At 66.3% G+C, this 21,663-nt stretch carries 21 protein-coding genes; 9 read left to right on the top strand and 12 right to left on the bottom strand.

All coding sequences use genetic code 11. The features are described from left to right. Positions 1-48: 48 nt before the first annotated feature. Together AC07PE_RS12035 and AC07PE_RS12030 are read right to left on the bottom strand one after the other, a co-directional pair. Complete coding sequence (locus AC07PE_RS12035; protein WP_498764554.1) at positions 49-780, bottom strand: copper homeostasis protein CutC; 732 nt, start codon at positions 778-780, stop codon at positions 49-51. Beyond that, positions 773-1,663, bottom strand: coding sequence for an ROK family protein (locus tag AC07PE_RS12030; protein ID WP_498764552.1), 891 nt, complete (start codon positions 1,661-1,663; stop codon positions 773-775). Before AC07PE_RS12030 ends, AC07PE_RS12035 begins: the two co-directional genes overlap by 8 nt. Positions 1,664-1,812: 149 nt before the next feature. Here AC07PE_RS12030 and AC07PE_RS12025 point away from each other — a divergent pair, with 149 nt between their 5' ends. Further along, entirely contained in the window at positions 1,813-2,091 is a 279-nt protein-coding gene (locus tag AC07PE_RS12025; RefSeq protein ID WP_498764550.1) for a hypothetical protein, read from the top strand. 265 nt (positions 2,092-2,356) lie between these two features. Here the strand turns inward: AC07PE_RS12025 and AC07PE_RS12020 are convergent, their stop codons facing one another. Continuing rightward, entirely contained in the window at positions 2,357-3,520 is a 1,164-nt protein-coding gene (locus AC07PE_RS12020; protein WP_498764547.1) for a tyrosine-type recombinase/integrase, read from the bottom strand. 188 nt (positions 3,521-3,708) lie between these two features. Between AC07PE_RS12020 and AC07PE_RS12015 the strand changes: the two genes are divergently transcribed. Further along, positions 3,709-3,987, top strand: a complete 279-nt coding sequence (locus tag AC07PE_RS12015) for a hypothetical protein (RefSeq protein ID WP_498764545.1) — start codon at positions 3,709-3,711, stop codon at positions 3,985-3,987. Between the two features lie 8 nt (positions 3,988-3,995). Here the strand turns inward: AC07PE_RS12015 and AC07PE_RS12010 are convergent, their stop codons facing one another. Then, a complete protein-coding gene (locus tag AC07PE_RS12010) occupies positions 3,996-6,497 on the bottom strand; it encodes an alpha/beta hydrolase fold domain-containing protein (RefSeq protein ID WP_498764543.1) in 2,502 nt (833 codons plus the stop codon). Positions 6,498-6,651: 154 nt separating this feature from the next. On the opposite strand from AC07PE_RS12010, the gene AC07PE_RS12005 reads away from it, so the two are divergent. Continuing rightward, a complete protein-coding gene (locus AC07PE_RS12005; protein WP_498764540.1) occupies positions 6,652-7,029 on the top strand; it encodes a hypothetical protein in 378 nt (125 codons plus the stop codon). Here AC07PE_RS12005 and AC07PE_RS12000 read toward each other — a convergent pair whose 3' ends face one another. The 4 genes from AC07PE_RS12000 to AC07PE_RS11985 all read right to left on the bottom strand — a co-directional run bounded on the left by AC07PE_RS12000 (position 7,030) and on the right by AC07PE_RS11985 (position 9,950). After that, positions 7,030-7,374 (bottom strand): four-helix bundle copper-binding protein, encoded by a 345-nt coding sequence (locus tag AC07PE_RS12000; RefSeq protein WP_498764538.1) that lies wholly within the window; start codon positions 7,372-7,374, stop codon positions 7,030-7,032. A 75-nt stretch (positions 7,375-7,449) separates the two neighbouring features. Then, positions 7,450-8,745, bottom strand: coding sequence for a Xaa-Pro dipeptidase (locus AC07PE_RS11995; RefSeq protein WP_498764536.1), 1,296 nt, complete (start codon positions 8,743-8,745; stop codon positions 7,450-7,452). After that, positions 8,742-9,371: a nicotinamide riboside transporter PnuC gene (gene pnuC / locus AC07PE_RS11990; RefSeq protein ID WP_498764534.1), complete on the bottom strand. Its 630-nt coding sequence runs from the start codon at positions 9,369-9,371 to the stop codon at positions 8,742-8,744. Before pnuC ends, AC07PE_RS11995 begins: the two co-directional genes overlap by 4 nt. A gap of 78 nt (positions 9,372-9,449) precedes the next feature. Continuing rightward, positions 9,450-9,950, bottom strand: coding sequence for a pyridoxamine 5'-phosphate oxidase family protein (locus AC07PE_RS11985; protein WP_498764532.1), 501 nt, complete (start codon positions 9,948-9,950; stop codon positions 9,450-9,452). Between the two features lie 180 nt (positions 9,951-10,130). On the opposite strand from AC07PE_RS11985, the gene AC07PE_RS11980 reads away from it, so the two are divergent. From AC07PE_RS11980 to AC07PE_RS11955, 6 genes are all read left to right on the top strand, one after another. Further along, the gene (locus AC07PE_RS11980; protein ID WP_498764530.1) at positions 10,131-11,411 is read left to right on the top strand and encodes a glycosyltransferase; all 1,281 of its coding nucleotides are present in this window, start codon (positions 10,131-10,133) and stop codon (positions 11,409-11,411) included. Between the two features lie 11 nt (positions 11,412-11,422). Further along, on the top strand, positions 11,423-12,583 hold the full coding sequence (locus AC07PE_RS11975) for a glycosyltransferase family 4 protein (protein ID WP_498764528.1): 1,161 nt from the start codon (positions 11,423-11,425) through the stop codon (positions 12,581-12,583). Between the two features lie 120 nt (positions 12,584-12,703). After that, positions 12,704-14,332, top strand: a complete 1,629-nt coding sequence (gene nadB, locus AC07PE_RS11970; protein ID WP_498764526.1) for an L-aspartate oxidase — start codon at positions 12,704-12,706, stop codon at positions 14,330-14,332. 18 nt (positions 14,333-14,350) lie between these two features. Then, positions 14,351-15,250 (top strand): DMT family transporter, encoded by a 900-nt coding sequence (locus tag AC07PE_RS11965; protein WP_498764524.1) that lies wholly within the window; start codon positions 14,351-14,353, stop codon positions 15,248-15,250. A gap of 80 nt (positions 15,251-15,330) precedes the next feature. Then, entirely contained in the window at positions 15,331-16,248 is a 918-nt protein-coding gene (locus AC07PE_RS11960) for an NAD-dependent protein deacetylase (RefSeq protein ID WP_498764522.1), read from the top strand. Then, positions 16,245-17,258, top strand: a complete 1,014-nt coding sequence (locus AC07PE_RS11955; protein WP_498764520.1) for an alpha/beta fold hydrolase — start codon at positions 16,245-16,247, stop codon at positions 17,256-17,258. Before AC07PE_RS11960 ends, AC07PE_RS11955 begins: the two co-directional genes overlap by 4 nt. Positions 17,259-17,264: 6 nt before the next feature. Here AC07PE_RS11955 and AC07PE_RS11950 read toward each other — a convergent pair whose 3' ends face one another. From AC07PE_RS11950 to AC07PE_RS11935, 4 genes are all read right to left on the bottom strand, one after another. Continuing rightward, positions 17,265-17,765, bottom strand: coding sequence for an NUDIX hydrolase (locus AC07PE_RS11950; protein WP_498764518.1), 501 nt, complete (start codon positions 17,763-17,765; stop codon positions 17,265-17,267). 116 nt (positions 17,766-17,881) lie between these two features. Beyond that, positions 17,882-18,757 (bottom strand): carboxylating nicotinate-nucleotide diphosphorylase, encoded by an 876-nt coding sequence (gene nadC, locus AC07PE_RS11945; protein ID WP_498764516.1) that lies wholly within the window; start codon positions 18,755-18,757, stop codon positions 17,882-17,884. Beyond that, positions 18,754-19,887, bottom strand: coding sequence for a quinolinate synthase NadA (nadA, locus tag AC07PE_RS11940; RefSeq protein WP_498764780.1), 1,134 nt, complete (start codon positions 19,885-19,887; stop codon positions 18,754-18,756). The genes nadC and nadA overlap by 4 nt, the downstream gene beginning before the upstream one ends. 111 nt (positions 19,888-19,998) lie before the next feature. After that, on the bottom strand, positions 19,999-21,600 hold the full coding sequence (locus tag AC07PE_RS11935; protein WP_498764514.1) for an ABC-F family ATPase: 1,602 nt from the start codon (positions 21,598-21,600) through the stop codon (positions 19,999-20,001). Positions 21,601-21,663 lie beyond the last annotated feature (63 nt).

Raw genomic sequence — 21,663 nt, 5'->3', positions numbered from 1 at the left:
CGGCCGAGTGTCACACACGCCGCCGTCGATTTCAAGCGAAAGGCCGGCTCAGGCCAGCAGTTTAGCTTTCAGCGCCGCGACTTTAGTGCTGCTGGTCTGGCGGCGGGCGCCGGTATCGAAGCCGAAAGCGGCCACCTGCGGCGACGGCGGCGGCAGCGGTTCCGAACAGGAGGCATGGACATCGGTCAGCGGCAGCCGCGTGCGCAACAGGTCCACGTTCGCGGCATTGATGCCGGCGCCGGGCATGATGGCGATGCGGCCCGCGGCGGTGTCGAAGCAGCGTCGCAGTCCGTCCAGGCCTTCGGGCGCACTGCGGGCGCCGCCGGACGTCAGGATGCGTTCGAAGCCGAGGTCGATGGCGAGGCTAGTGGCCTGCGCCAGGTCCGGGCACAGGTCGATGGCGCGGTGCAGTATGCAGCGCAGCCCGTGGTTCGTGGCGTGTTGGGCCAATCGTTCGAGGGTGCGCGCGTCCAGTTGGTCATCCGGCAGCGATGCGCCCAGTACGACGCCTTGCAGACCGGCGTCGGCGACGGCGGCAATTTCGTCCAGCATCAGACGGACTTCGGCCTCGTCGAAGCAGAAGTCGCCGCCGCGCGGGCGGATCATGGCCACCACCGGCACCGGGCTGCTGGACGCCGCACGCAGCAGACCGGCGCTCGGGGTCAGGCCGCCGATGTCGAGGGCGCTGCACAGTTCGATGCGATCGGCGCCGCCGTCCAGCGCCGCCTTGATGCCGGCGACGCTGTCGACGCAGACCTCCAGCGTGATCGCCTCACGCATGCGCGCCGCCCAGCTTTTCCAGGCCGAGCCAGGCCGCGCCGATCAGTCCCGGTTCCGCGCCGGCTTGGCCAGGGACGATGATCGGCGCCTCGGTCTTGCGCAGGATCCGGGCCCGTACCGCCTGGTCGAGTTGCGCAATCAGCGCCGCGCTGTTGGCGAGGCCGCCGCCGACCGGCAGGATCGACGCGCCCAGTGTATTGACGAGCATGGCCAGCGGTCCGCTGAGCAGATCGGCCCAGCAGGCGACGGTGCGCTCGGCGGCGGCATCGCCGTTCTGCCAGGCGGCGATGATTTCGCGGCTGTCCATCGAGCGCCCGTGCAGGGACCGGTACAGACGTTCGAGGCCGCGCGCGCCGCCGATCGTGTCCAGGCAGCCGGCCTGGCCGCAGCCGCAGGGGAAGCGGGGGCTCTCGACAACCGGGCCATGGCCCCATTCGCCGGCAAAGCCGCCAGGGCCGCCGATCAAACGTCCGCCGATGACCAGGCCGCCGCCGACGCCGGTCCCGAGGATCAGGCCAAACACGTTGGCATGCCCGCGCCCGGCGCCGGCCTGGGCCTCGGCGAGGGCGAAGCTGTCGGCGTCGTTGATGATCCAGACCGGCAGGCCGAAAGCCTGGCTCAGGTCCGCGGCCAGCGTGCGGCCGTCGATGCAGGGAATGTTCGCGCACTTGATGCGGCCATCGAGCGGGTCGATCACGCCGGCGATCGAGATGGCAACGCTGCGCGGGGCGCCGCCGGCATCGATCAGCGACTTCATGGCCGCGGTGAAGGCGGCGAAGTCCTGGGCGGGCGTGGGCACGCGGCTGAGGGCGCCGAGCCGGCCGTCAGCCGTCGCGACGGCGCATTTGATGGCGCTGCCGCCGATATCGAAACAGGTAATCATGCTCGGAATGATAAGGGGAAATGCTGCCGAGGTGCGAACTACGGCAGGGCAAGGCGGCGTCATGTTGCCGCACGGTACCGGCGCGCCGCTTGCTGGGCTCGTTCTGAGGCGTATGATTGGGCTCCGACCACTTCATTGAGGAGATCAAGATGGCTCAGAATCAAGGGAAAGACGGAAAGGGCGTTCGACAGGACAGTGGCATGTCCGATCAGAACCGTAATGCCGCCAGCTCCAAGGACCAGCAAAGCAAGCAATCCGGACAGCAAAGCCAACAATCCGGGCAGCAAGGCAGCCAGCAGCATGGTGGCCAGCATGCGTCCGGCGGCACGCCCGCACTGGATGACCTCGGCGGCAAAAAGAAGGGTGAATCGGCACAGGATGCTGCGCAGGCTTTCAACCAGCAAGATTCCAGCAGCAAGAAGCGTTGAAGCTTGAAAGCTGACGGCCGATCCCGGCCGCGCAGCAATCAAACCCGGTGCGCAGGCTCAGTCGCGCACCGGGTTTTGTTTGTTTCCGTGATGTGTCACGCAATTGGCAGCGTCACGCTCCAGGGGGCAGCTTCGCAGGAAAGCGGGCTGGATTTGCACGATTTGTCTGCAAACAAGGAGCCCATCGGACCCGGACGAAGTGCGCATAATCTATATTATGTCAAATGTGCTATCCGTAAAGCTGCCCAACAAGGGGCAGCACAGCTCACAGCACGCTCTTCCCGTTCACCGAGCGAATGATCTCGTCGTGCCGCTCATTGTCGGTCTTGTGCAGGTAGGCCGCCGTGGTTGCGATGTTTTCATGCCCCGCCGTGTCCTGCAGCGTCTTCAATTGCACCCCGTTGTTGGCGTGGTTGGTCAGCATGCTGTGACGCAGCCAGTGCGCCGACGCCTGGCGCAGCGTCGCCGCCGTGTCCTGGTCGCCTTTCGCATCCGCGGCGCGCGCGGCGTCGGCAAACACCGCCTTGATTGCTTCCGCCGCCGCTTCGTCCGTAATGCGCGCCGGTTCGCGCGAACGGCTGGACAGGACCAGCGGCGTGCGGTCGGTGCGGCTGGTCTGCGGCAGCAGTTCGAAGGCCTGGCGGTAGGCCTGGAAGGCTTCCAGCATCTCGGGCGGCACCGGCAGGCGGCGCGGCTTGTTGCCTTTGCCGAGGACGTCCAGCCACCAGCGGCCGTTGCCTTCGGTGTAGATCGATCCCATGGACGCGCTGACGATCTCATTCAGGCGGGCGCCCGTATGCGCAAAGGCGATCAGCAGGAAGCGGTCGCGCGCGCGGCGCCTGAAAGCCGCCGGCGTGTCGGCCGGGCGGCTGGAAACCGTTTCCAGCGCAAGCGCGATCGCGCCCTGGGTCAAATAGCGCGTAATCCGGCTCGCGGATGGGGCCTTGACGTTGCGAACCAGCGCGCCAGGATTGCGGCGTAGATAGCCGGTCTGTTCGGCAAAGCCCATCAATCCCTTCACGGCGATCATGGCCTGGCGCCGGCTCGGGTCGGACAGCGGCCCGGTGAACGGCCGGTAACGCGGATCGCTGCGCGGCCACTTGGTCTTCGATACCCATTCCGGCGGCGGATTTTTCAGGAATTCCTTGTAGTTGTTCAGGTCCGCAACGTTCAGCTGGGCCAGGGTCTTTTTGGCTTCTTCGCGGCACCAGGTAAGGAAGCGATACAGTTCCTTTTGCGAGTTCTGGATCGATTTCGCGCTCAGCTCGCCGTGGGCGATGAATTCGCGGGCCAGTTCGATGTCGGTGGTGGCTTCGGTAATCGCGTCGTCCGCGAGCCGGTACATCTTGACGTGCATGCGGCCGCTCGGGCCGGTCGTCGTCTCTTCCGGTGCTGACGGACCCAGGTCGATTGGGGTAAAGTTCGGCATGGTGCGAGTGAAAAGGGCTGTGTTTTTATACAGTATATCATTTTATCGATCCAGAAATTGAACTCGACAATATATTCGCTAATGTCGAGTTAAAGAATTCGGGATTTCGACCACTTTCTACAGTGTGGGCACTCGGGTTTGACGTACGGGACAATGCTTCCGAGCGAACGGACAAACAAGGAGCGTCCATGAACATCACGGTCAACAACACCACCCCGGACACCACCCGCATCACCCTGGTCGGCGAACTGCAGGACGGCAGCTTCAAGGCCAAGGTCATGCCGGAGACCGACGTCCCCTACACGCCCTACTGGGATCAGCAGCTCGAACAGCGCATGATCTACATCCAGCCGGATCCCGAGCAGCTGAAGGCGATCCTCACTGCCCTCAACGAGCGGCGCCTGAGCCTGGATCAGCTGCAAAGTTTCGGCAGCGCGGGCGGCGGCACCTCGGAGATCCCCGTCTGATTCTCCGCTCAGGGCGCAGCGGGTACCGGTTTTTCGTCACGCTCGACGTGGCGTGCGACGATATACCCGTCCCCTTCCCCACCATCCAGCGCATCCCGTTGTAGTGCTACCCGCGCGCGGGCGAATTCCGCAACCGTGTTAATCGCTGAGCGCGCACTGGCCAGCTGCGCGCCCTGCAGCTGAAATACATGCCAGCGCTGCTCGTAGACCTCGAGCCGGCAATCGACGCCGCATGCGTGCGCATGCGCGGCCAGGCGCTGCGCGTCGCCCAGCAGGATTTCGTCGCTACCTACCTGGATGAGTAGCGGCGGCATTCCGTCCAGGTCGGATGCGAGCGGCCTGTGTTCAAGCGCGTCCGGCGGGCAGGCATAAGCGCCGAAGGCTTGCCGCAGCCAGGCCGGGCGCAGCATCGGGTCCATCCCTGCCCTGGCTTCGATGCCGGGGTCGCTCACATCGAGGTCGGCGCCCGGCGACAGCAGCGCAGCGCCGGCCGGCAGTTCCCGGTCCCGCATGCGCAGGCGCAGCAGCAGCGCCATCGCCAGCGCAGCGCCGGCCGAGTCGCCGGCGACCACGATCTCCTTCGCCCGCAAGCCGCCAGCCAGCAGCGCGTCGTAACAGGCGACGGCATCGTCCAGCGCCGCCGGGTACGGATGTTCGGGCGCGAGCCGGTAGTCCGGCGTCCACACCGGCATTCCCGATGCACGCGCCAGCCGCGTCGTCAGGCCACGGTGGCTCCATGTCGAGCCCAGGCAGAAGGCGCCGCCGTGCAGATAGAGGATGGCGCCTGCGGAGGCATTCCTGGGCAGCGCCAGTTCTGCCGGCACGCCGCCGAGTATGCGCCGCTCGCGCCTCACCTTGCGCACAGCTGGCATCAGCACGCCGAGCACGTCGACCACCCGGCGCTGCGCCCGCAACCCGAATGGCGGACCGACCAGCGGCCGGAACACCCCTTTTAACAGCAGCCGATTCTGGGCCGCGAACACGCGCTCCAGGCGCGATTGCGGCGGCAGCACCCTCGTTTCGTACGGCGCGGCGCCAGGACGCGTGAATCGGTAGGCGCTCAGGCGCGCATGCCTGGCGAGCCAGCGGTAGCTCAGCGTGAAGCCAGGCCAGTTAACGGTGTTGCGGCCGTTCTCGTCGAGGTACCAGCTGTTGCAGCCGACCCAGGCGCTCTTTTCGAGACGCGCCTGGACGGCCGCATTGAAGGCGCGGTGCGGACTTGCCTGGACTTCGATTTCCGTGGCGCCGGCCGCGCGTTGCGCGCGTAGGCAGCGCAGCACGTGCGCGAACTGGCTCTCCAGCATATAGATGATGGAGTTGTGTCCGAGATTCGTATTCGGCCCGTACAGCATGAAGAAATTCGGGAAGCCCGGCACCGTCATGCCCAGGTAGCTCGAGGCGCCGCCGGCCCATGCCGTATTCAGGTCGAGACCACCGCGCCCCGCGATCCGCATTGGCGCCAGGAAGCGCGTGGCGGCAAAGCCCGTGCCGTAGACGATGACGTCGGCCTCGTGATGCTTGCCATCCGCGGTTTCGATGCCGTCCGGGGTGACCCGGACAATGCGGTCCGTGACCAGCGCGACGTTCGGGCGGCTGAAGGTTTGCAGATAGTCGCTCGAGAGCAGGACGCGCTTGCAGCCGATCGGATAAGCCGGCGTGAGTTTCAGGCGCAGCGCCGGATCGGGCACCTGGCGCTTCAGCATGCGGCGGAACGGCGTCCCCGCAGCCACCTGCAGGATCCAGCGGGCCCGCGTAAATGCCAGCGCGCGCGATTCGTACTGGCTGTAGATGAGGGCGCGGTGCAGGCGCATGGTCCAGGGCATGGCCTTGAACAGCGCCTTGCGCCAGGCCGGATATGGCTTGCCGGGCCGCGGAATGATCCAGGCCGGCGAGCGCTGGAACACCGTCAGGCTAGCGACGGCCGGTGCGATGGCCGGCACGAACTGGGTCGCCGAGGCGCCGGTGCCGATCACGGCGACCCGCTTGCCGGCCAGCGAAACCCGGTGGTCCCAGCGCGCCGAGTGAAAGGCCGGTCCGCGGAAGCGCTCGATACCCTCCACCTGCGGCAGCAAGGGATTGCTCAGCTGCCCAGTCGCCGTGATCAGGGTGCGCGCGGCCAGCTCCTCGCCGTCGCGCAAACGCACCCGCCACAGTCCCGCTGTCTCATCGAAGGCCGCCTCGCTCACTTCCGCATGGCAGCGCAGATGGCCTGTAAGGCCGAATCGATGAGTGCAGTGGCGCAGATAGGCATGGATCTCGTCCTGGCTGGCGAAGCGGCGCGACCAGTCCGGGTTCGGTTCGAAGGAAAAGGAGTACAAGTGGGACGGCACGTCGCAGGCGGCGCCGGGATAGGTATTGTCGCGCCAGACTCCGCCTACGTCCGCGCCCCGTTCGAGGATCAGGAAGTCCTCGACGCCTGCGCGCTTCAGCATCACCGCCATGCCGATGCCGCCGAAACCTGCGCCGACGATGAGTACCTCGTGCAATCGCGCCGGCATCTGTGCGCCCATGTCCCCTCCCGTGATTATGTTCTCTTTTTATTAACGAACATGCTACCGGGAGCTTGGCATTTGCGCCACTCTCCTACAGCATCGCGCTGCACGCGCCGACAGTCGGGAGCCCGGATCGTGCCGATAATCGCTCAGCATGCCAAAGGGAGCTAACATGAGCGCATCACAGAGCAAAAGCGGCGATTCGCCCACGATGGGTATCGGCGGCCCGACCAGCGGCGAAGCCGGATCCACCCTCACCCACGAAACCATGGCCGAGACGGGCGGCAGCGGCGGCGACGCGCTGACCAAGCCGCGTGACGAGGAGATCGCCCCGAGCGGGGCCTCGGACAAGGCCCAGGGCGACAAGCTTCAACATGCGGTCGATGCCGCCAGCGCGCCCGAAGGCGCCGGCACCGCGGCTACCGCGACCGCGCGCGGCGCCCAGGACACGCGCAGCCAGCAGGCGGGCATCCAGGAGACCGGTCTCGGTACGCCGGAGACCGGCGGCAACCAGTCGGAAGCCGACCTGGCGCCGCCGCGCAAGCCCTGATCAGGGCGCGCTGTCCATGGCGAGGCAAGCATCCGCGCAGCGGCGGCAGGCTTGCGCGCATGCCTGGCAGTGGTCCATCCGGTGCTTGCCGCATTCGTCAGCACAGGCCGTGCACACCGCAGCGCACAGGCGCCACAGTTGGGCCGCGAATTCGCTGCCGCGCGCCATGTAGCCGGCCGCCAGCCGGCAGATCGCGGCGCAATCCATGTCGAGCGCGATGCAACGCGCCATCATCTTGACATCGTCTTCCTGCAGACAGGCCGTCGAGCAGTTGTCGCAGGCCGCCGCGCAGGCATTGCAGGCGTCGATACAGGCCTGGTATTCCGGGTGCTGAAAGTCGGGCATTGCATCCTCCATCGCTGTGCAAGCGTCCAGCCTAGCACGCGATGAAAAATGGATTCGTACGAATGAACGCCGGGCTCAGCGGCTGGCGTTCGCGCCCTTCACCACTGCCCCACCCTTCATCACGAAGTTCACGCGGGTCAGCTCGGCAGGGTCCTTCAGCGGATCGCCGGACACGGCAATCAGGTCCGCATACTTGCCCGGCGTGACCGAGCCGATGCGGTCCTTCCAGCCCAGCAGGTCGGCGGCATTGATGGTCGCGGCCTGAATCGCCTGCATGGGGCTCATGCCGTACTGGACCATGTAGTGGAACTGGCGCGCATTGTCGCCGTGCGGGTAGACGCCGGCGTCAGTGCCGAAGGCCATCTTGACGCCGCCCTTGAAGGCCTTGCGGAAGTTGTCGCGCTGGAGCTGGCCGAGCGCGCGCTCCTTGTCCAGCGATTCCGGCAGCATGCCGGCCTTGGCGCCTTCCTGCAGGATGTAGTCGTCGTTGTAGATGTCCATCACAAAATAGGTGCCCTTCTCGCGCGCCAGGCGGATGCCCTCCTCGTCGACCAGGCTCGCATGCTCGACCGAATCGACACCGGCCAGGATGGCGTCGCGGATGCTGCTGGCGCCATGCGCGTGGGCGGCCACGCGGCGGCCCAGTTTATGGGCTTCCTCGACGATGGCCTTCATTTCTTCCAGCGTGAACTGCTGGGCGCCCGGTTCGTCGCCTTTCGACAGCACGCCGCCCGAGGCGCAGATCTTGATGGTGTCGGCGCCGTACTTGGCCATCTCGCGCACCTTGGCGCGCGCCGCCCACGGACCGTCGGCCACGCCGTTTTCGGTGTAATGGAAATCGTGCGGCAGCAGGTTGTTGTCGCAGTGGCCGCCCTGGATGCCCAGCGCGTAGCCCGCCACGCGCATGCGCGGCCCCTGCAGTTCGCCGTCGTTGATGGCGTCGCGCAGGGCGACGTCGCCGAAGCCGCTGGCGCCGACGTTGCGCACGGTGGTGAAGCCCGCATTCAGGGTCACCTGGGCCGCATGGGCGCCGTACATGGCGGCGCGGATGTCGGACACGCCCAGCGAGGCATAACCGTGCTGGTTCGGGTTGCCGGTCAGGTGGGTGTGGGCGTCGATCAGGCCCGGCAGCACGGTGGCGCCCGACAGGTCGACCACCTCGGCGCCGGCCGGCACGCTCACGCTCGCGGTCGGGCCGACTGCGGCGATGCGCTCGCCCTTGATGAGGATGGTCTGGTTTTCCATCACCTTGCCGGCAACGACGTCGACCAGCTTGCCGGCGCGGACGGCGACGACATGTTCGGGCGACGCCGCGTGGACGGAGGCGAAGCCGAGGACGGCGAGCGTGGCAGCGATTGCTTTCAGTTTCATGGGCGGATGTTCTCGAGGGATGGCGGCGCGGCCAGCTTGTGCCAGCTGCGCCAGGAAACGAGGGCGTTGATCCAGAAGCCGGCATACAGGATGGCGGTCAGGTGCAGCCCGCGGCTGAAGTACAGCGGTGTCGCGATCGTGTTCACGAGCAGCCAGAAACCCCAGTTCTCGACGCGCCGCTGCATCATCAGGAGCTGGCCGATGATGCTGAAGACGAGCACGGCGGAATCGACGAAAGGCGCGTAGGCGTTCGTAAAGTGGTGCAGCATGGCGCCGTAGGCCGCGGTCGCGCCGACGCCGAGGGGCAGGATCCAGAGCAGGCTGTTGGCGCCGGCGTGGGTGACGGGCAGCGGCTCGCCATGCTGGCCGCGCAGCCATTTCCACCAGCCGATGATGCCGGTGACGACAAAGAAGACTTGGAGCGCCACGTCGGCGTACAGGCGGTTCTGCGCGAACAGGAGTCCGAACAGCGCCGTGCCGGCGATGCCGGTCCACCAGGTATGGACGTTATTGCGGCCGGCCAGGACGATGGCCAGGGCGGTAAATACATTCGCCGCCAGCTCGAGCGGCGCGGTCGCGGCCAGCGCCGCATAGACGGATGAGAGCCCCTGCCCTGCCTGCTCCATGACGACTCCTGCTGAAAGAAGCGTGTACTGTACGTCAGCAGGCAGGATTATTGCAAGGCAGGAATGTTCGCCTGGCGCTTACTCCAGGCGGATCGTCTTGTGCTCGCTGTCGAGGTCCGGCTTGTCGCCGGTAATGGCGGCCTTGGCCATGGCGAAGATGCGGACCATCTTGCTGTCGTTCGAGTCCCAGTATTCGGCCGAGTGCGGGTCGACGCGGATCAGCACCACGTGCTCGTCTTCCGGACCCGCCGGGAACCATGCCTGCACGCCGGTATTCCACATCGCGCGAATCTGCTCGCGGTCGACCACGCGCTCGGCGGTGCCGCTGACGGAGATATACAGGCTGCTGTCCTGATCGGCAAAGCCGAGGTTCACCTGAGGGCGATGGGCGATGCATTCCCAAAGCGAGGTCAGGGTCGAGGTATAGAACCAGATACCCCCTTCGTCGTCGACCTGCTGCTGGGTCATCGGCTGGCTCAGCAGGTGGCCGTGCGGGTCCTGCCAGGTGAACATCGGGAAGCGTACGTGCTTGACTTTCTCGGCCAGTTTGGCCACTTCGGCTGCGTGGTGGGTGCTCATGGGGCGGTCCTCATGGTGAAGAATTTTTATCCATGTTAGCGACCGCAAGAAGCCGTGTCGGTGCGGCGGCGAACCATCGAAGCACAGCTTTTTTGAGACCCATCAACGATGCCGGAAAGCGCGAAAAACGGCCGATAGTGCGGAAATATAATCACGGTTTAGCGCCGGAGTCCATTGCGAATGAACCCCATCCACCGCCATGCACAGTCGTTTCCGGACCTTGCCGGCATGGCTGCGCAACATCCGCCGGCCGTGGACGATGCGGGGCTGCCTGGCGAGTCCGCCGCCAGTGTCCAGGCGAGGACGAGGCTGGTCGTGCATCTGGTCGATTCGCTGGCCAGCGCCAACCTGGACCTGGATCTCCTGAATCTGATCCGCCACTTGCCGGCCGAGCGCTACCGGCATGCCATCGTCTGCCTGCGCGACCAGGGCGATTACGAAGCCGGCCTGCGCGAACACGGCGTCGACGTGGTTAACCTGCACCAGCGCGATGCAGGCCAGGTGCCCTTTCTGCAGCTGTACCGCACGCTGCGCACGCTGCGTCCCGACCTTATCCACACACGTAACTGTTCCGGCTTGCCGGCCCAGCTCGTGGCCGCGCTCGCCGGGGTGAGGCTGCGCGTGCATGCCGAACACGGGCGCGGCATGGCCCAGCGCGGGCGCATCGGGCTGCGCGACCGGATGCTGAGGCGTATGCTGTGTCCGCTGGTCGACCACTTCATCGCCGACAGCAGCGATCTCGAGCGATGGCTGGTCGACTCCATCGGCGCCGAGCCCGCACGCGTGTCACAGATCGCGAGCGGCGTCGACAGCGTGCAGTTCCACCCGCGCCTGGGTCCGGCTGCCGCGGTGGGCCCGGCAGGCTTCATGCACGACGGCGTCTTCGTCATCGGCAGCATAGGCCGGATGGATGACAGCGCCGGTCACGCGACCCTGGTCGACGCCTTCCTGCGCCTGATCGCCTCGCCCCATCCGGCCCACCAGCGCCTGCGCCTGATGATCGTCGGCGAGGGACCGGCCCGCGCCGAATGCCAGGCGATGCTGAACCGCGCCGGCGCCGCCGCCCGCGCCTGGCTACCCGGCGCCCGCAGCGACACCGCCCAGCTGCTGCGCGCGATGGACCTGTTCGTGCTGCCGGCGCTGCGTGAGGACCGCTCCAATGCGATCCTGGAAGCGATGGCCAGCGGCTTGCCCGTGGTGGCGACGGCGGTTGGCTGCAACGCCGAGCTGGTGCACGCGGGCTTTACCGGCATCCTGGTGCCGCCGATGTTGGTGGAGCTGCTGGCAGCGGCGGTGTCGGACTATTGCCGTATTCCGGAGATGGCGGCGCGGCATGGCGCGCGGGCCCGCAGCCAGGTGATCGCCCGCCACAGCATGCCGGCGATGGCGCGCGACTACCTGGCCGTCTACGATGCACTGACAGGGGCCGAGTCGCCCGACACACCCAGGCGCGAGGCTTGAGCGGGCCTCACATGCGCGTCCTGCACCTGCTCGACCATTCCGCGCCGCGGCGCAGCGATTACAGCCGCCGTACGGAGGCGCTGCTGCAGGGCTTGCGGCTGCAGGGTGTGCAGACCGTGCACTTGACCGGTCCGGCGCATGCTGCACCCGAAGCGACGCGCGAAGGCTGGCACTTCTACCGCACTTCCGTCCCGCGCCGGCGCTTGCCCCTTATTGGTCAGCTCGATCCGGGCTCCTGCCTCGGCGCGGCCATGTCGACGGCGGCGCTAGCGCTTCGCCTCCGGCAGGTCGCGAAACTGACCCGGCCCGACCTGATCCACGTTCATCTGCCGAGCTCGAACGCGCTTGCCGCCTGGCCGGTGGCTCGCCTGGCGAAGATCCCGCTGGTGGTGGAAGCCGAGCGGCGCGGACACGCAGCGCCAGCCTTCCCCTTCCCGCGCGCGGAGCGCTGGGCTCTCGGCGCCGCTCAAGCGATTGCAGCCGGTACCGCTCAGGTCCGGGCCGCGCTGCGGGCCGAGGGCCTGGTCGGGCGAACGATTGCCGTGATTCCGCCGGCGGCGGACTTGGCCGTCGGCAGGCTGTCCAATGCCAGGATGCCGGATCTGCTCGGGGCGCCCTTGCTTGCGTATGCGGGCGGGCTGGAGCCGGACGACGGTTTGGACCTATTGCTGGCGGCCCTGGTGCAGCTGCGCCGCGAGCATCCCGCGCTGCGCCTGCTGGTTGCGGCCGGTGGCGAGGGCGAGGCGCGCTTCGAGCGCAGGCTCGCCCAGCCATCGCTGCGTGGGCATGTCGTGTTCGCGGGTCCGCTCTCGTACAGGCGTGCGGCCGACGTCCTGCCGCGCGCGGACATCGCCATCTTCCCGGGGCTGGGGCGCAGGCCATCCTTCGAGCCCTCACGCCATCTGTTGAACGCGCTGGCGCAGGGTTGCGCGGTGGTCGCGTCGGACCTTGCCTGTCATCGCGAGTTACTGGTGCACGGCCACAGTGGCATCCTGTTCGAAGCCGGAAACCGTGCGGCGCTGGCCAAGGCGATTCAGGAACTGCTTGCCGAACCCTGGCGTATCGACGCCTTGGGCAAGGCAGGACGCGAGTTCATGAGCACACGCCGCAGCTGGGAGCTGACGGCCGCGCGCTATCGGCGCGTGTACGAGAAGGTGCTCGGAAAATCGTGATGCGTCACATTAATCGGTGGGAATGACGTTCCAACAAGCCACCAGCAAATCGTCTATAGTGATGCCTCCCTACAAAATGAATGGGGCCTTGAGAACTTTCCCAGGCGCTCCGACCAGAAAATGAAATTTGATGTCGTTATCGTCGGCAGCGGGCTGGCCGGCCTCTCCGTCGCTCTCCACCTGGCGCAGACCCGCAAGGTCGCCATCATCTCCAAGCGCGAACTCCTCGACGGCGCCAGCAACTGGGCGCAGGGCGGCATCGCCGCCGTCCTGGATTCCGGCGACAGCCATGACAATCACATCGCCGACACCCTGGTGGCCGGCGCCGGCCTGTGCGACGAGGCGGCTACCCGCTTCATCGTCGAGCATGGCCGCGAAGCCATCGAATGGCTGATCGAGCAAGGCGTGCCCTTCACCCGCGACGAGAACGCGGAACTCGGCTTCCACCTGACCCGCGAAGGCGGCCACAGCCAGCGCCGCATCATCCACGCCGCCGACGCCACCGGCCACGCCGTGCAGGTGACGCTGGAGCAGAAGGTGCGCGCGCACCCGAACATCTCGCTGTTCGAGCATCACTGCGCGATCGACGTCATTACCTCCGACAAACTGACACCCAGCGGCGTCCATAGCGGCGCGCCCAGCCTGGTCGGGCAGCCGCGCTGCTACGGCCTGTACGTGCAGGACGAAAAGAGCGGCAAGGTGCTGACCTTCGAAGCCGAGCACACGGTGCTGGCCACCGGCGGCGCCGGCAAGGTATACCTGTACACGACCAATCCGGACACCGCCACCGGCGACGGCATCGCCATGGCCTGGCGCGCCGGCTGCCGGGTGTCGAACATGGAGTTCATCCAGTTCCACCCGACTTGCCTGTACCACCCGTATGCGAAATCCTTCCTGATCACCGAAGCGGTGCGCGGCGAAGGCGGCTTGCTGAAACTGCCGCCGGAAGCCGGGCTGGCGTCCGGCACCCGCTTCATGCCGGCCCACGACGAACGCGGCGAATTGGCCCCGCGCGACGTGGTGGCGCGCGCCATCGACTTCGAGATGAAGAAGCGCGGCATCGATTACGTCCACCTGGACATCTCGCACCAGCCGGCGGAATTCATCAAGGAACACTTCCCGACCATCTACGCGCGCTGCCTCGAGCTGGGCATCGACATCACCAAGCAGCCGATTCCGGTGGTGCCGGCCGTGCACTTCACCTGCGGCGGAGTGGTGACCGACCTGGCGGGCCGCACCGACATCCCTGGCCTGTATGCGGTCGGCGAGACGGCTTATACCGGCCTGCATGGCGCGAATCGCCTGGCGAGTAACTCCTTGCTGGAATGCCTGGTGGTCGGCCGCGCCTGCGCGCACCAGATCGCCGCGGCGCCGTCCGCCGATTTGCCGGTGCTGCCGGCCTGGGACGAAAGCCGCGTCACGAATGCGGATGAGGAGGTCGTGATTGCCCATAACTGGGACGAACTGCGCCGCTTCATGTGGAATTATGTCGGTATCGTGCGCACCACCAAGCGCCTGGAGCGGGCGCATCACCGCATCCGCCTGCTGAAGGAAGAGATCGACGAGTATTACCGTAACTTCCGCGTAACGAACGACTTGCTGGAGCTGCGCAACCTGGTCGAGGTGGCGGCCTTGATCGTCAAGAGCGCGCTGTCGCGGCATGAAAGCCGCGGACTGCATTATTCGCGGGATTATCCGGATACCCTGCCGAAGGCTTTGCCGAGCGTATTGACGCCGCGACGTCGCTGACAGCTGCCCGTCGCTTCCGTGAACCAGAAGCTTTCTCCCTCGACCATCCTCCTGCTGGCGGTCCCGCCCCTCCTCTGGGCGGGCAACGCCATCGTCGGCCGCCTGGTGCGCGAAGCCGTGCCGCCGATGACGCTCAACCTGCTGCGCTGGCTGATCGCCCTGATCATCCTGCTGCCGCTCGCCCGGGCGATGTTCCGGAACGGCAGCGGCGCCCTGAGCAACTGGCGCCGCTACGCGCTGCTGGGCCTGGTCGGTATCGGCATGTACAACTCCCTGCAATACCTGGCCTTGCAGAGCTCGACGCCGATCAACGTCACCCTGGTGGCGTCCGGCATGCCGGTGTGGATGATGCTGGTCGGCCGCCTGTTCTTCGGGGTGCCGGTGCGGCAACGGCAGGTGGCGGGTGCGCTGCTGTCGATCCTGGGCGTGCTGGTGGTGCTGTGCCGCGGCGATGTCCACCAGCTGCTGGGCCTGCGCCTGGTCGCCGGCGACCTCTACATGATCCTGGCGACCATCGCCTGGTCCTTCTACAGCTGGATGCTGCTGCAGCCGAAAGACGAGCCCGCGCTGCGCGGCGATTGGGCGGCCTTCCTGGCGGTCCAGGTCGCATATGGTTTACTGTGGTCGGGCCTGTTCACCGGCATCGAATGGTCGCTGGGTGCGCCGGTTATCGCCTGGAGCGGCAAGCTGGCGGCGGCGCTGCTGTTCGTGGCTGCCGGCCCGGCCGTGCTGGCCTATGCGCTGTGGGGCGCCGGCATCCGCCGCGCCGGGCCCGGCATCGGCGCCTTTTTCGTCAACCTGACGCCCCTGTTCGCGGCGCTGCTCTCGTCCGCGTTCCTGGGCGAGTTGCCGCACGCCTATCATGCGCTGGCCTTCGCCCTCATCGTGGGCGGCATCGTGGTGTCCAGCCGGCGCTGACGGCGAGGTCTCCTGCGCGACCATCCTGGAAGCAAGGTGTTACGATCTCAAGGGAAGAAGCCCAACGAGGAAACACCACAATGGCAGAAGGTTTTACCGTCCATGACCATGCGGTACATGACGATGCGGCCAAGCTGGCGGAGTTCCTGGACCGCCACCCGCGTGCGCTGGTGCTGACCGGCGCCGGCCTGTCCACCGCTTCCGGGATCCCCGATTACCGCGACCGCGACGGCACCCGCCGCGGCCGTCCGCCCATCCACGGGCCGGATTTCCGCAAATACGAACACGTCCAGAAGCGCTACTGGGCGCGCAGCATGATCGGCTGGCCGGTGCTGTCGAAGGCGCGGCCGAATCCCGGTCACTACGCAATCGCCGGGCTGGAAAAGATCGGCAAGATCGGCTCGGTGCTGACCCAGAACGTCGACGGGCTGCACGGCCAGGCCGGCAGTCACAGCGTGCTCGAGCTGCACGGCAACATCCATTCGGTCGTCTGCCTGGAGTGCTCGGCCATGTTTCCGCGCGCCTTCGTCCAGAGTCAACTGGCCGACGCCAACCCGCACATGCTGCACGCGGATGCGACACCCTTGCCCGACGGCGACGCCTCGGTCGAGCCGGCCGAGCTGGCGGATTTCCGCTTGCCGCAATGTACCTGCTGCGCCGGCACCCTGATGCCGAACGTGGTCTTTTTCGGCGACAACGTGCCGCCGGCGCGCACAGCCATCGCCCTCGATCAGATGGAGCGCGCCGATGCGCTGCTGGTTGTCGGTTCCTCGCTGATGGTCTATTCGGGCTTCCGCTTCTGCCGCATGGCCCAAGCCAGCGGCAAGCCGATCGCCGCCATCAATCTCGGCCGCACGCGCGCCGACGACCTGCTCGACATCAAGATCGAAGAATCCAGTGAGCGGCTCCTGCCCATCGTGCTCGAGCTGCTCGAACGGACCCGCTCCGGAGACAACACCACCACGCGAACCATTCAACTCGACGGAGGAACACTGTGACGAACAACATCAAAGGCTGGCAACTCGGCGCCGCTGCGGCCGGGCTGGGCCTCGCGGCATCCTTTTTCTACGTACGCGCGAAAACGAAGCAGGCCGAGGCCGAGAATCCCCCGCAGGGACGCTTCGTGACCGTCGACGGCGTGCGCCTGCATTACATCGAAAAAGGTGAAGGGCCGACCTTGGTCCTGTTGCACGGGAATGGCGTGCTGGCCAATGATTTCGAGCACAGCGGCCTGCTGAACCGCGCTGCCGAGCATTATCGCGTGATCGCCTTCGATCGCCCCGGCTTCGGCTACAGCGAGCGCCCGCGCAGCAAGGTCTGGACGCCGCAAGCCCAGGCGCGACTGCTGCGCCATGCGCTGCAGGAACTCGAGGTCGACTCCGCCATCGTGCTGGGCCACTCATGGGGCACGCTGGTGGCGCTGTCCATGGCGCTGGAGGCGCCGGATTTCGTGCGCGGCCTGGTGCTGCTGTCAGGCTATTACTACCCGAGCCTGCGTGCCGATGTGCTGAGCTCCGGTCCGGCCATCCCGGTGGTCGGGGACCTGATGCGCTATACGGTGTCGCCGCTGGTCGGGCGCATGATGTGGCGGCCTATCGTCAAGCGCGCCTTCGCGCCGCAGCCGGTCGATGCCCGCTTCCGCGAGCTGCCGGTCTGGATGATGCTGCGTCCAAAGCAGTTGCGCGCCAGCGCCGCCGAGACCGCGATGATGGTGCCGTCGGCGATGGCGCTATCCAAACGTTATCCGGAACTGAAGGTACCCGCCGTGATCATCGCGGGCACCCAGGACCTGATCGCCGACTTCGGCCACAATTCCGAGCGCCTGAACGAGCGCATTCCCGAGAGCGAGCTGCAGCTGCAGCCGGGCGTCGGCCACATGACGCATTACGCGCATCCGGATCAGGTGCTGGCGGCGGTCGATTCGATCGCGTCGCGGGTCGGTGAGCATCTGTACCAGCGTACGCCGCAGGCGGAAGCGCTGGCGCGGGCCAGCGAGAGCGGGGTCTGAGCGGGCTTAGCGCGCCGCCAGCCAGGCGCGGGCGGCGCGGATGACCTCGGCTTCGTTCGGATGCGCGGCGACGTCTTCCAGCCGGGCGGCCGGCACCAGGTGCACCGCCTGTGTCTCCCATCCCATGGCCGACGGACAGCCGCCGATGCGCTTCGCGATGTAGTAGCGCGTGTAAGTCTGGGTGCGGCGGACGTCGATCAGGAAGGTTTCAAGGCGTACCAGCAGGCCGGATTCCTCATATACCTCACGGATGGCCGTGTGCTGCAGGCTGCCGCCCGGATCGACGCGGCCCTTCGGAAAAGTGGCCGTATAGCCGCCGAAGCCGTTGGTCGGCGATACCAGCCAGACGCGGCCGTCATCCTCGATTACCACAGCGCCGGCCGCCGCCTTCATGCCTGCCGGCAGGAGGAATGGCGGTTCGTCGACGGCTTCGCCTTCGCTGGGCGTGGCGCTTAATGGAGAGAGTGCGAGTCCGTTCAGGCTGGCCGGCATCTGGCAGACGGGCACGGCCGTCGCCAGCGCGCCGGCTTCGGCCCAGCGCGCCGATGGCGTGGGCGAGCTGGGCCGGTGGATGACGACGAGTTCGCCGTCATCGTTGCGGCAGGGATGGTGAACGATGGGGTTCAGCCGACGATCCTGAGCGAATAATCGGTGGCCCGCACATCCTTGGTCAGGCTGCCGATCGAGATGCGGTCGACGCCGGTCTCGGCAATCGCACGCACGGTCTGCATGTTGATGCCGCCGGACGCCTCCAGCAGCGCACGCCCACCGTTGATGCGCACCGCTTCGCGCATCATGTCCAGATCGAAGTTATCCAGCAGCACAGACACGGCGCCGGCCGCCAGCGCTTCTTCCAGCTCGGCAATCGACTCCACCTCGACCTGGATCGTCACGCCGGCATTCAGCGCCGCCGCAGCCTTCAGGGCCGGGGTGATGCCGCCCGCCGCCGCGATGTGGTTTTCCTTGATCAGGATGCCGTCGTACAAGGCCATGCGCTGGTTGGCGCCGCCGCCCACGCGCACCGCGTACTTTTGCGCCTGGCGCAGGCCCGGCAGGGTCTTGCGGGTGTCCAGGATCTGCGCGCGGGTACCGGCCACCACGTCCACGTACTTGCGGGTGGCGGAGGCGACGCCGGACAGGAGCTGCAGGAAGTTGAGCGCGGAACGCTCGGCCGTCAGCAGCGAGCGCGGCGAGCCTTCGATGGTGCAAACCACGCTATCAGCTGCCATCGTGTCGCCTTCGGCATACTTCCAGTCGATCTCGATATCCTGGTCGACGGCCAGCATGACACCCTCGAACCAGGGCGCGCCGCACAGCACGGCTTCCTCGCGGACGATCACGCGGGCTTTCGCGCGCGGCTCTTCCGGCACCAGCTTGCCGGTCAGGTCGCCGGTGCCGATATCTTCCAGCAGCGCGGCCAGCAGGTTCTGCTCGAACGCGGCCTGGAGCTTCTCGTCGAGCTTGCCTTCTTCTGCGAATGGGTTACCAAGATTACTCATGCGGGTCCGATTCCGGAGAACAGTTTGCTTTCCTGCTCCAGCGAACCGGTCGGCAGGGCCTTGGCCTTCTTGGCAGCGGCGAAGTCGAGCATGCGGTCGATGGCGCGCTTGGCTTGCCGGCCGATTTCCGGATCGACTTGGATCTCGTTTCGGCCATCCGTCGCTTCCAGCACGGCAGCCAGGTTGACCAGGCCGTTCATCGCCATCCACGGGCAGTGGGCGCAGCTCTTGCAGGTTGCGCTGTTGCCGGCGGTCGGCGCATCGATGAAATGCTTGCCCGGCGCGGCGGCGCGCATCTTGTGCAGGATGCCGTTGTCGGTGGCGACGATGAAGGTGGTCGCGTCCATGGTGCGGGCAGCGTCGATCAGCTGGGTGGTCGAGCCCACCGCGTCCGCCTGTTCGACGACGTTGGCCGGCGATTCCGGGTGCACCAGTACTTTCGCATCCGGGTACTGGGCGCGCAGCAGGTCGAGTTCGACGCCCTTGAACTCGTCGTGCACCAGGCAGGAACCCTGCCATAGCAGCATGTCGGCGCCGGTCTTCTTCTGGATGTAGGCGCCCAGGTGACGGTCAGGCGCCCACAGGATCTTCTTGCCCTGCTTGTGCAGGTGTTCGACGATGTCCAGGCCGATCGACGAGGTGACCATCCAGTCGGCGCGCGCCTTCACGGCGGCGGAGGTATTCGCGTAGACGACCACGGTGCGATCCGGATGCTGGTCGCAGAAGGCGGCGAATTCGTCGGCCGGGCAGCCCAGGTCCAGCGAACAGGTCGCGTCCAGGTCCGGCATCAGGATCGTCTTTTCGGGGCTGAGGATCTTGGCGGTCTCGCCCATGAAGCGCACACCGGCGACAACCAGGGTCTTAGCGGGATGATCGCGGCCGAAGCGCGCCATTTCCAGCGAATCCGACACGCAGCCGCCGGTTTCCTCGGCCAGGTCCTGGAGGTCGGCGTCCACGTAGTAGTGGGCGACCAGCACCGCTTCCTTTTCCGTCAGCAGGCGCCGGATACGGTCTTTCAGGGCTTCCTTTTCGGCGGCCTCGACGGGCGACGGCACGCGCGCCCAGGCTTCCGAGGTCGAGCACACGCCGCCGACCGGGCGGTCGTACTCGAAGGTCTTGATGGGGGTTATGGAATTCATTATTGCTCCACCATGTTGCGTGGGCACGAAGCACCCACCCCACATCACTTCGTAGGGTGGGCACCCCGTGCCCACGTTATTTCACGTTCGCGTCACGAAAACTTATTCGAGACCCTGGCTCTTCAGGTAATCCTCGTAATTGCCCTGGTAATCCAGCACACGGTCTTCCTTCACCTCAAGGATGCGGGTCGCCAGCGAGGACACGAATTCGCGGTCGTGCGAAACGAAGATCAGGGTGCCGGCGTACTTGTCCAGCGCCACGTTCAGCGATTCGATCGATTCCATGTCCATGTGGTTGGTCGGTTCGTCGAGCATCAGGACGTTGTGACGGCCCAGCATCAGCTTACCGTACATCATGCGGCCCTTCTCGCCACCAGACAACACGCGTACCGACTTCTTGACTTCGTCGCCGCCGAACAGCAGGCGGCCCAGGATCGAGCGCACGGCCTGGTCGTCGTCGCCTTCCTTGGTCCACTGGCCCATCCAGTCGGTCAGGTTGAGGTCGGTGGCGAATTCCTCGGTCGGATCCTGCGGCATGTAGCCCGGATTCGCGTTCTCGGCCCACTTGATGCGGCCGGTGTCGGCGTCCAGGCCGGTAACCTCGTGACCGCCGATGCAGCGCAGCAGCGTGGTCTTGCCCGCACCGTTGGCGCCGATGATCGCGATGCGCTCGCCGGCTTCGACCATGATCGAGAAGTTCTTGAACAGCGTGCGGTCGTAGGACTTCGACAGGCCCTCGGTCTCCACCGCCAGGCGGTGCAGCTTCTTCTCGCCTTCGAAACGGACGAAGGGGTAGGCGCGCGAGGACGGCTTGAATTCTTCGATCTTGATCTTGTCGATCTGCTTGGCGCGCGAGGTCGCCTGGCGGGCCTTCGACTTGTTGGCCGAGAAGCGGCGCACGAATTCCTGCAGCTCGGCCACTTTTTCCTTGGCCTTGGCATTGTTCGCCAGCTGCTGATTGCGCGCCTGGGTCGAGGCTTCCATGTAGTCGTCGTAGTTACCCGGATACACCTTCAGGGTGCCGTAGTCCATGTCGGCGACGTGGGTGCAGACCGAGTTCAGGAAGTGACGATCGTGGGAGATGATGATCATCGTCGAGTTGCGCTGGTTGAGCATGTCGGCCAGCCAGGAAATCGTGTGGATGTCCAGGTTATTGGTCGGCTCGTCCAGCAGCAGGATGTCCGGATCCGAGAACAGGGCCTGGGCCAGCAGCACGCGCAGCTTCCAGCCCGGCGCCACGGCGCTCATCAGGCCCTGGTGCAGGTCGGTGCCGATGCCCAGGCCCAGCAGCAGTTCGCCGGCGCGCGCTTCGGCCGAGTAGCCGTCGTACTCGGCAACCTTGCCTTCGAGTTCGGCGGCCTTCATGTAGTCTTCGTCGGTCGCTTCCGGGTTCGCGTAGATGGCGTCGCGTTCCGAAATTGCGTTCCACAGCTCGGTGTGGCCCATCATGACCACGTCCAGCACGCGCACGTCTTCGTAGGCGAACTGATCCTGGCGCAGCTTACCGAGACGCTCGCCCGGATCGAGCGAGACGTTGCCGCCGGACGGCTCGAGGTCGCCGCCGAGGATCTTCATGAAGGTCGACTTGCCGCAACCGTTGGCGCCGATGAGGCCATAACGGTTGCCGTCGCCGAATTTGACGGAAATATTCTCGAACAGCGGCTTGGCGCCGAACTGCATCGTAATGTTGGCTGTACTGAGCACTGGACTTACCTTCCTGCAGGGGTTTTCGATTAACCGTGCATTTTACCACTGAGGAGTAGTCCC

This window comes from Telluria sp. GW821-FHT07G12, assembly GCF_059418525.1.
This window is presented reverse-complemented; position numbering and strand designations above follow the sequence as displayed.

Bases quoted from the DNA above. Each gene is read 5' to 3' on its own strand.
- AC07PE_RS12010 (WP_498764543.1), bottom strand. From the start codon at position 6,497: ATGGGCGCACAGATGCCGGCGCGATTGCACGAGGTACTCATCGTCGGC.
- AC07PE_RS11960 (WP_498764522.1), top strand. From the start codon at position 15,331: ATGGCAGAAGGTTTTACCGTCCATGACCATGCGGTACATGACGATGCG.
- AC07PE_RS11980 (WP_498764530.1), top strand. From the start codon at position 10,131: ATGAACCCCATCCACCGCCATGCACAGTCGTTTCCGGACCTTGCCGGC.
- AC07PE_RS12030 (WP_498764552.1), bottom strand. From the start codon at position 1,663: ATGATTACCTGTTTCGATATCGGCGGCAGCGCCATCAAATGCGCCGTC.
- AC07PE_RS12000 (WP_498764538.1), bottom strand. From the start codon at position 7,374: ATGCCCGACTTTCAGCACCCGGAATACCAGGCCTGTATCGACGCCTGC.
- nadB (WP_498764526.1), top strand. From the start codon at position 12,704: ATGAAATTTGATGTCGTTATCGTCGGCAGCGGGCTGGCCGGCCTCTCC.
- AC07PE_RS11985 (WP_498764532.1), bottom strand. From the start codon at position 9,950: ATGAGCACCCACCACGCAGCCGAAGTGGCCAAACTGGCCGAGAAAGTC.
- AC07PE_RS11975 (WP_498764528.1), top strand. From the start codon at position 11,423: ATGCGCGTCCTGCACCTGCTCGACCATTCCGCGCCGCGGCGCAGCGAT.
- AC07PE_RS12020 (WP_498764547.1), bottom strand. From the start codon at position 3,520: ATGCCGAACTTTACCCCAATCGACCTGGGTCCGTCAGCACCGGAAGAG.
- AC07PE_RS12015 (WP_498764545.1), top strand. From the start codon at position 3,709: ATGAACATCACGGTCAACAACACCACCCCGGACACCACCCGCATCACC.
- nadC (WP_498764516.1), bottom strand. From the start codon at position 18,757: ATGAGTAATCTTGGTAACCCATTCGCAGAAGAAGGCAAGCTCGACGAG.
- AC07PE_RS12005 (WP_498764540.1), top strand. From the start codon at position 6,652: ATGAGCGCATCACAGAGCAAAAGCGGCGATTCGCCCACGATGGGTATC.
- AC07PE_RS11995 (WP_498764536.1), bottom strand. From the start codon at position 8,745: ATGAAACTGAAAGCAATCGCTGCCACGCTCGCCGTCCTCGGCTTCGCC.
- AC07PE_RS12035 (WP_498764554.1), bottom strand. From the start codon at position 780: ATGCGTGAGGCGATCACGCTGGAGGTCTGCGTCGACAGCGTCGCCGGC.
- pnuC (WP_498764534.1), bottom strand. From the start codon at position 9,371: ATGGAGCAGGCAGGGCAGGGGCTCTCATCCGTCTATGCGGCGCTGGCC.
- AC07PE_RS12025 (WP_498764550.1), top strand. From the start codon at position 1,813: ATGGCTCAGAATCAAGGGAAAGACGGAAAGGGCGTTCGACAGGACAGT.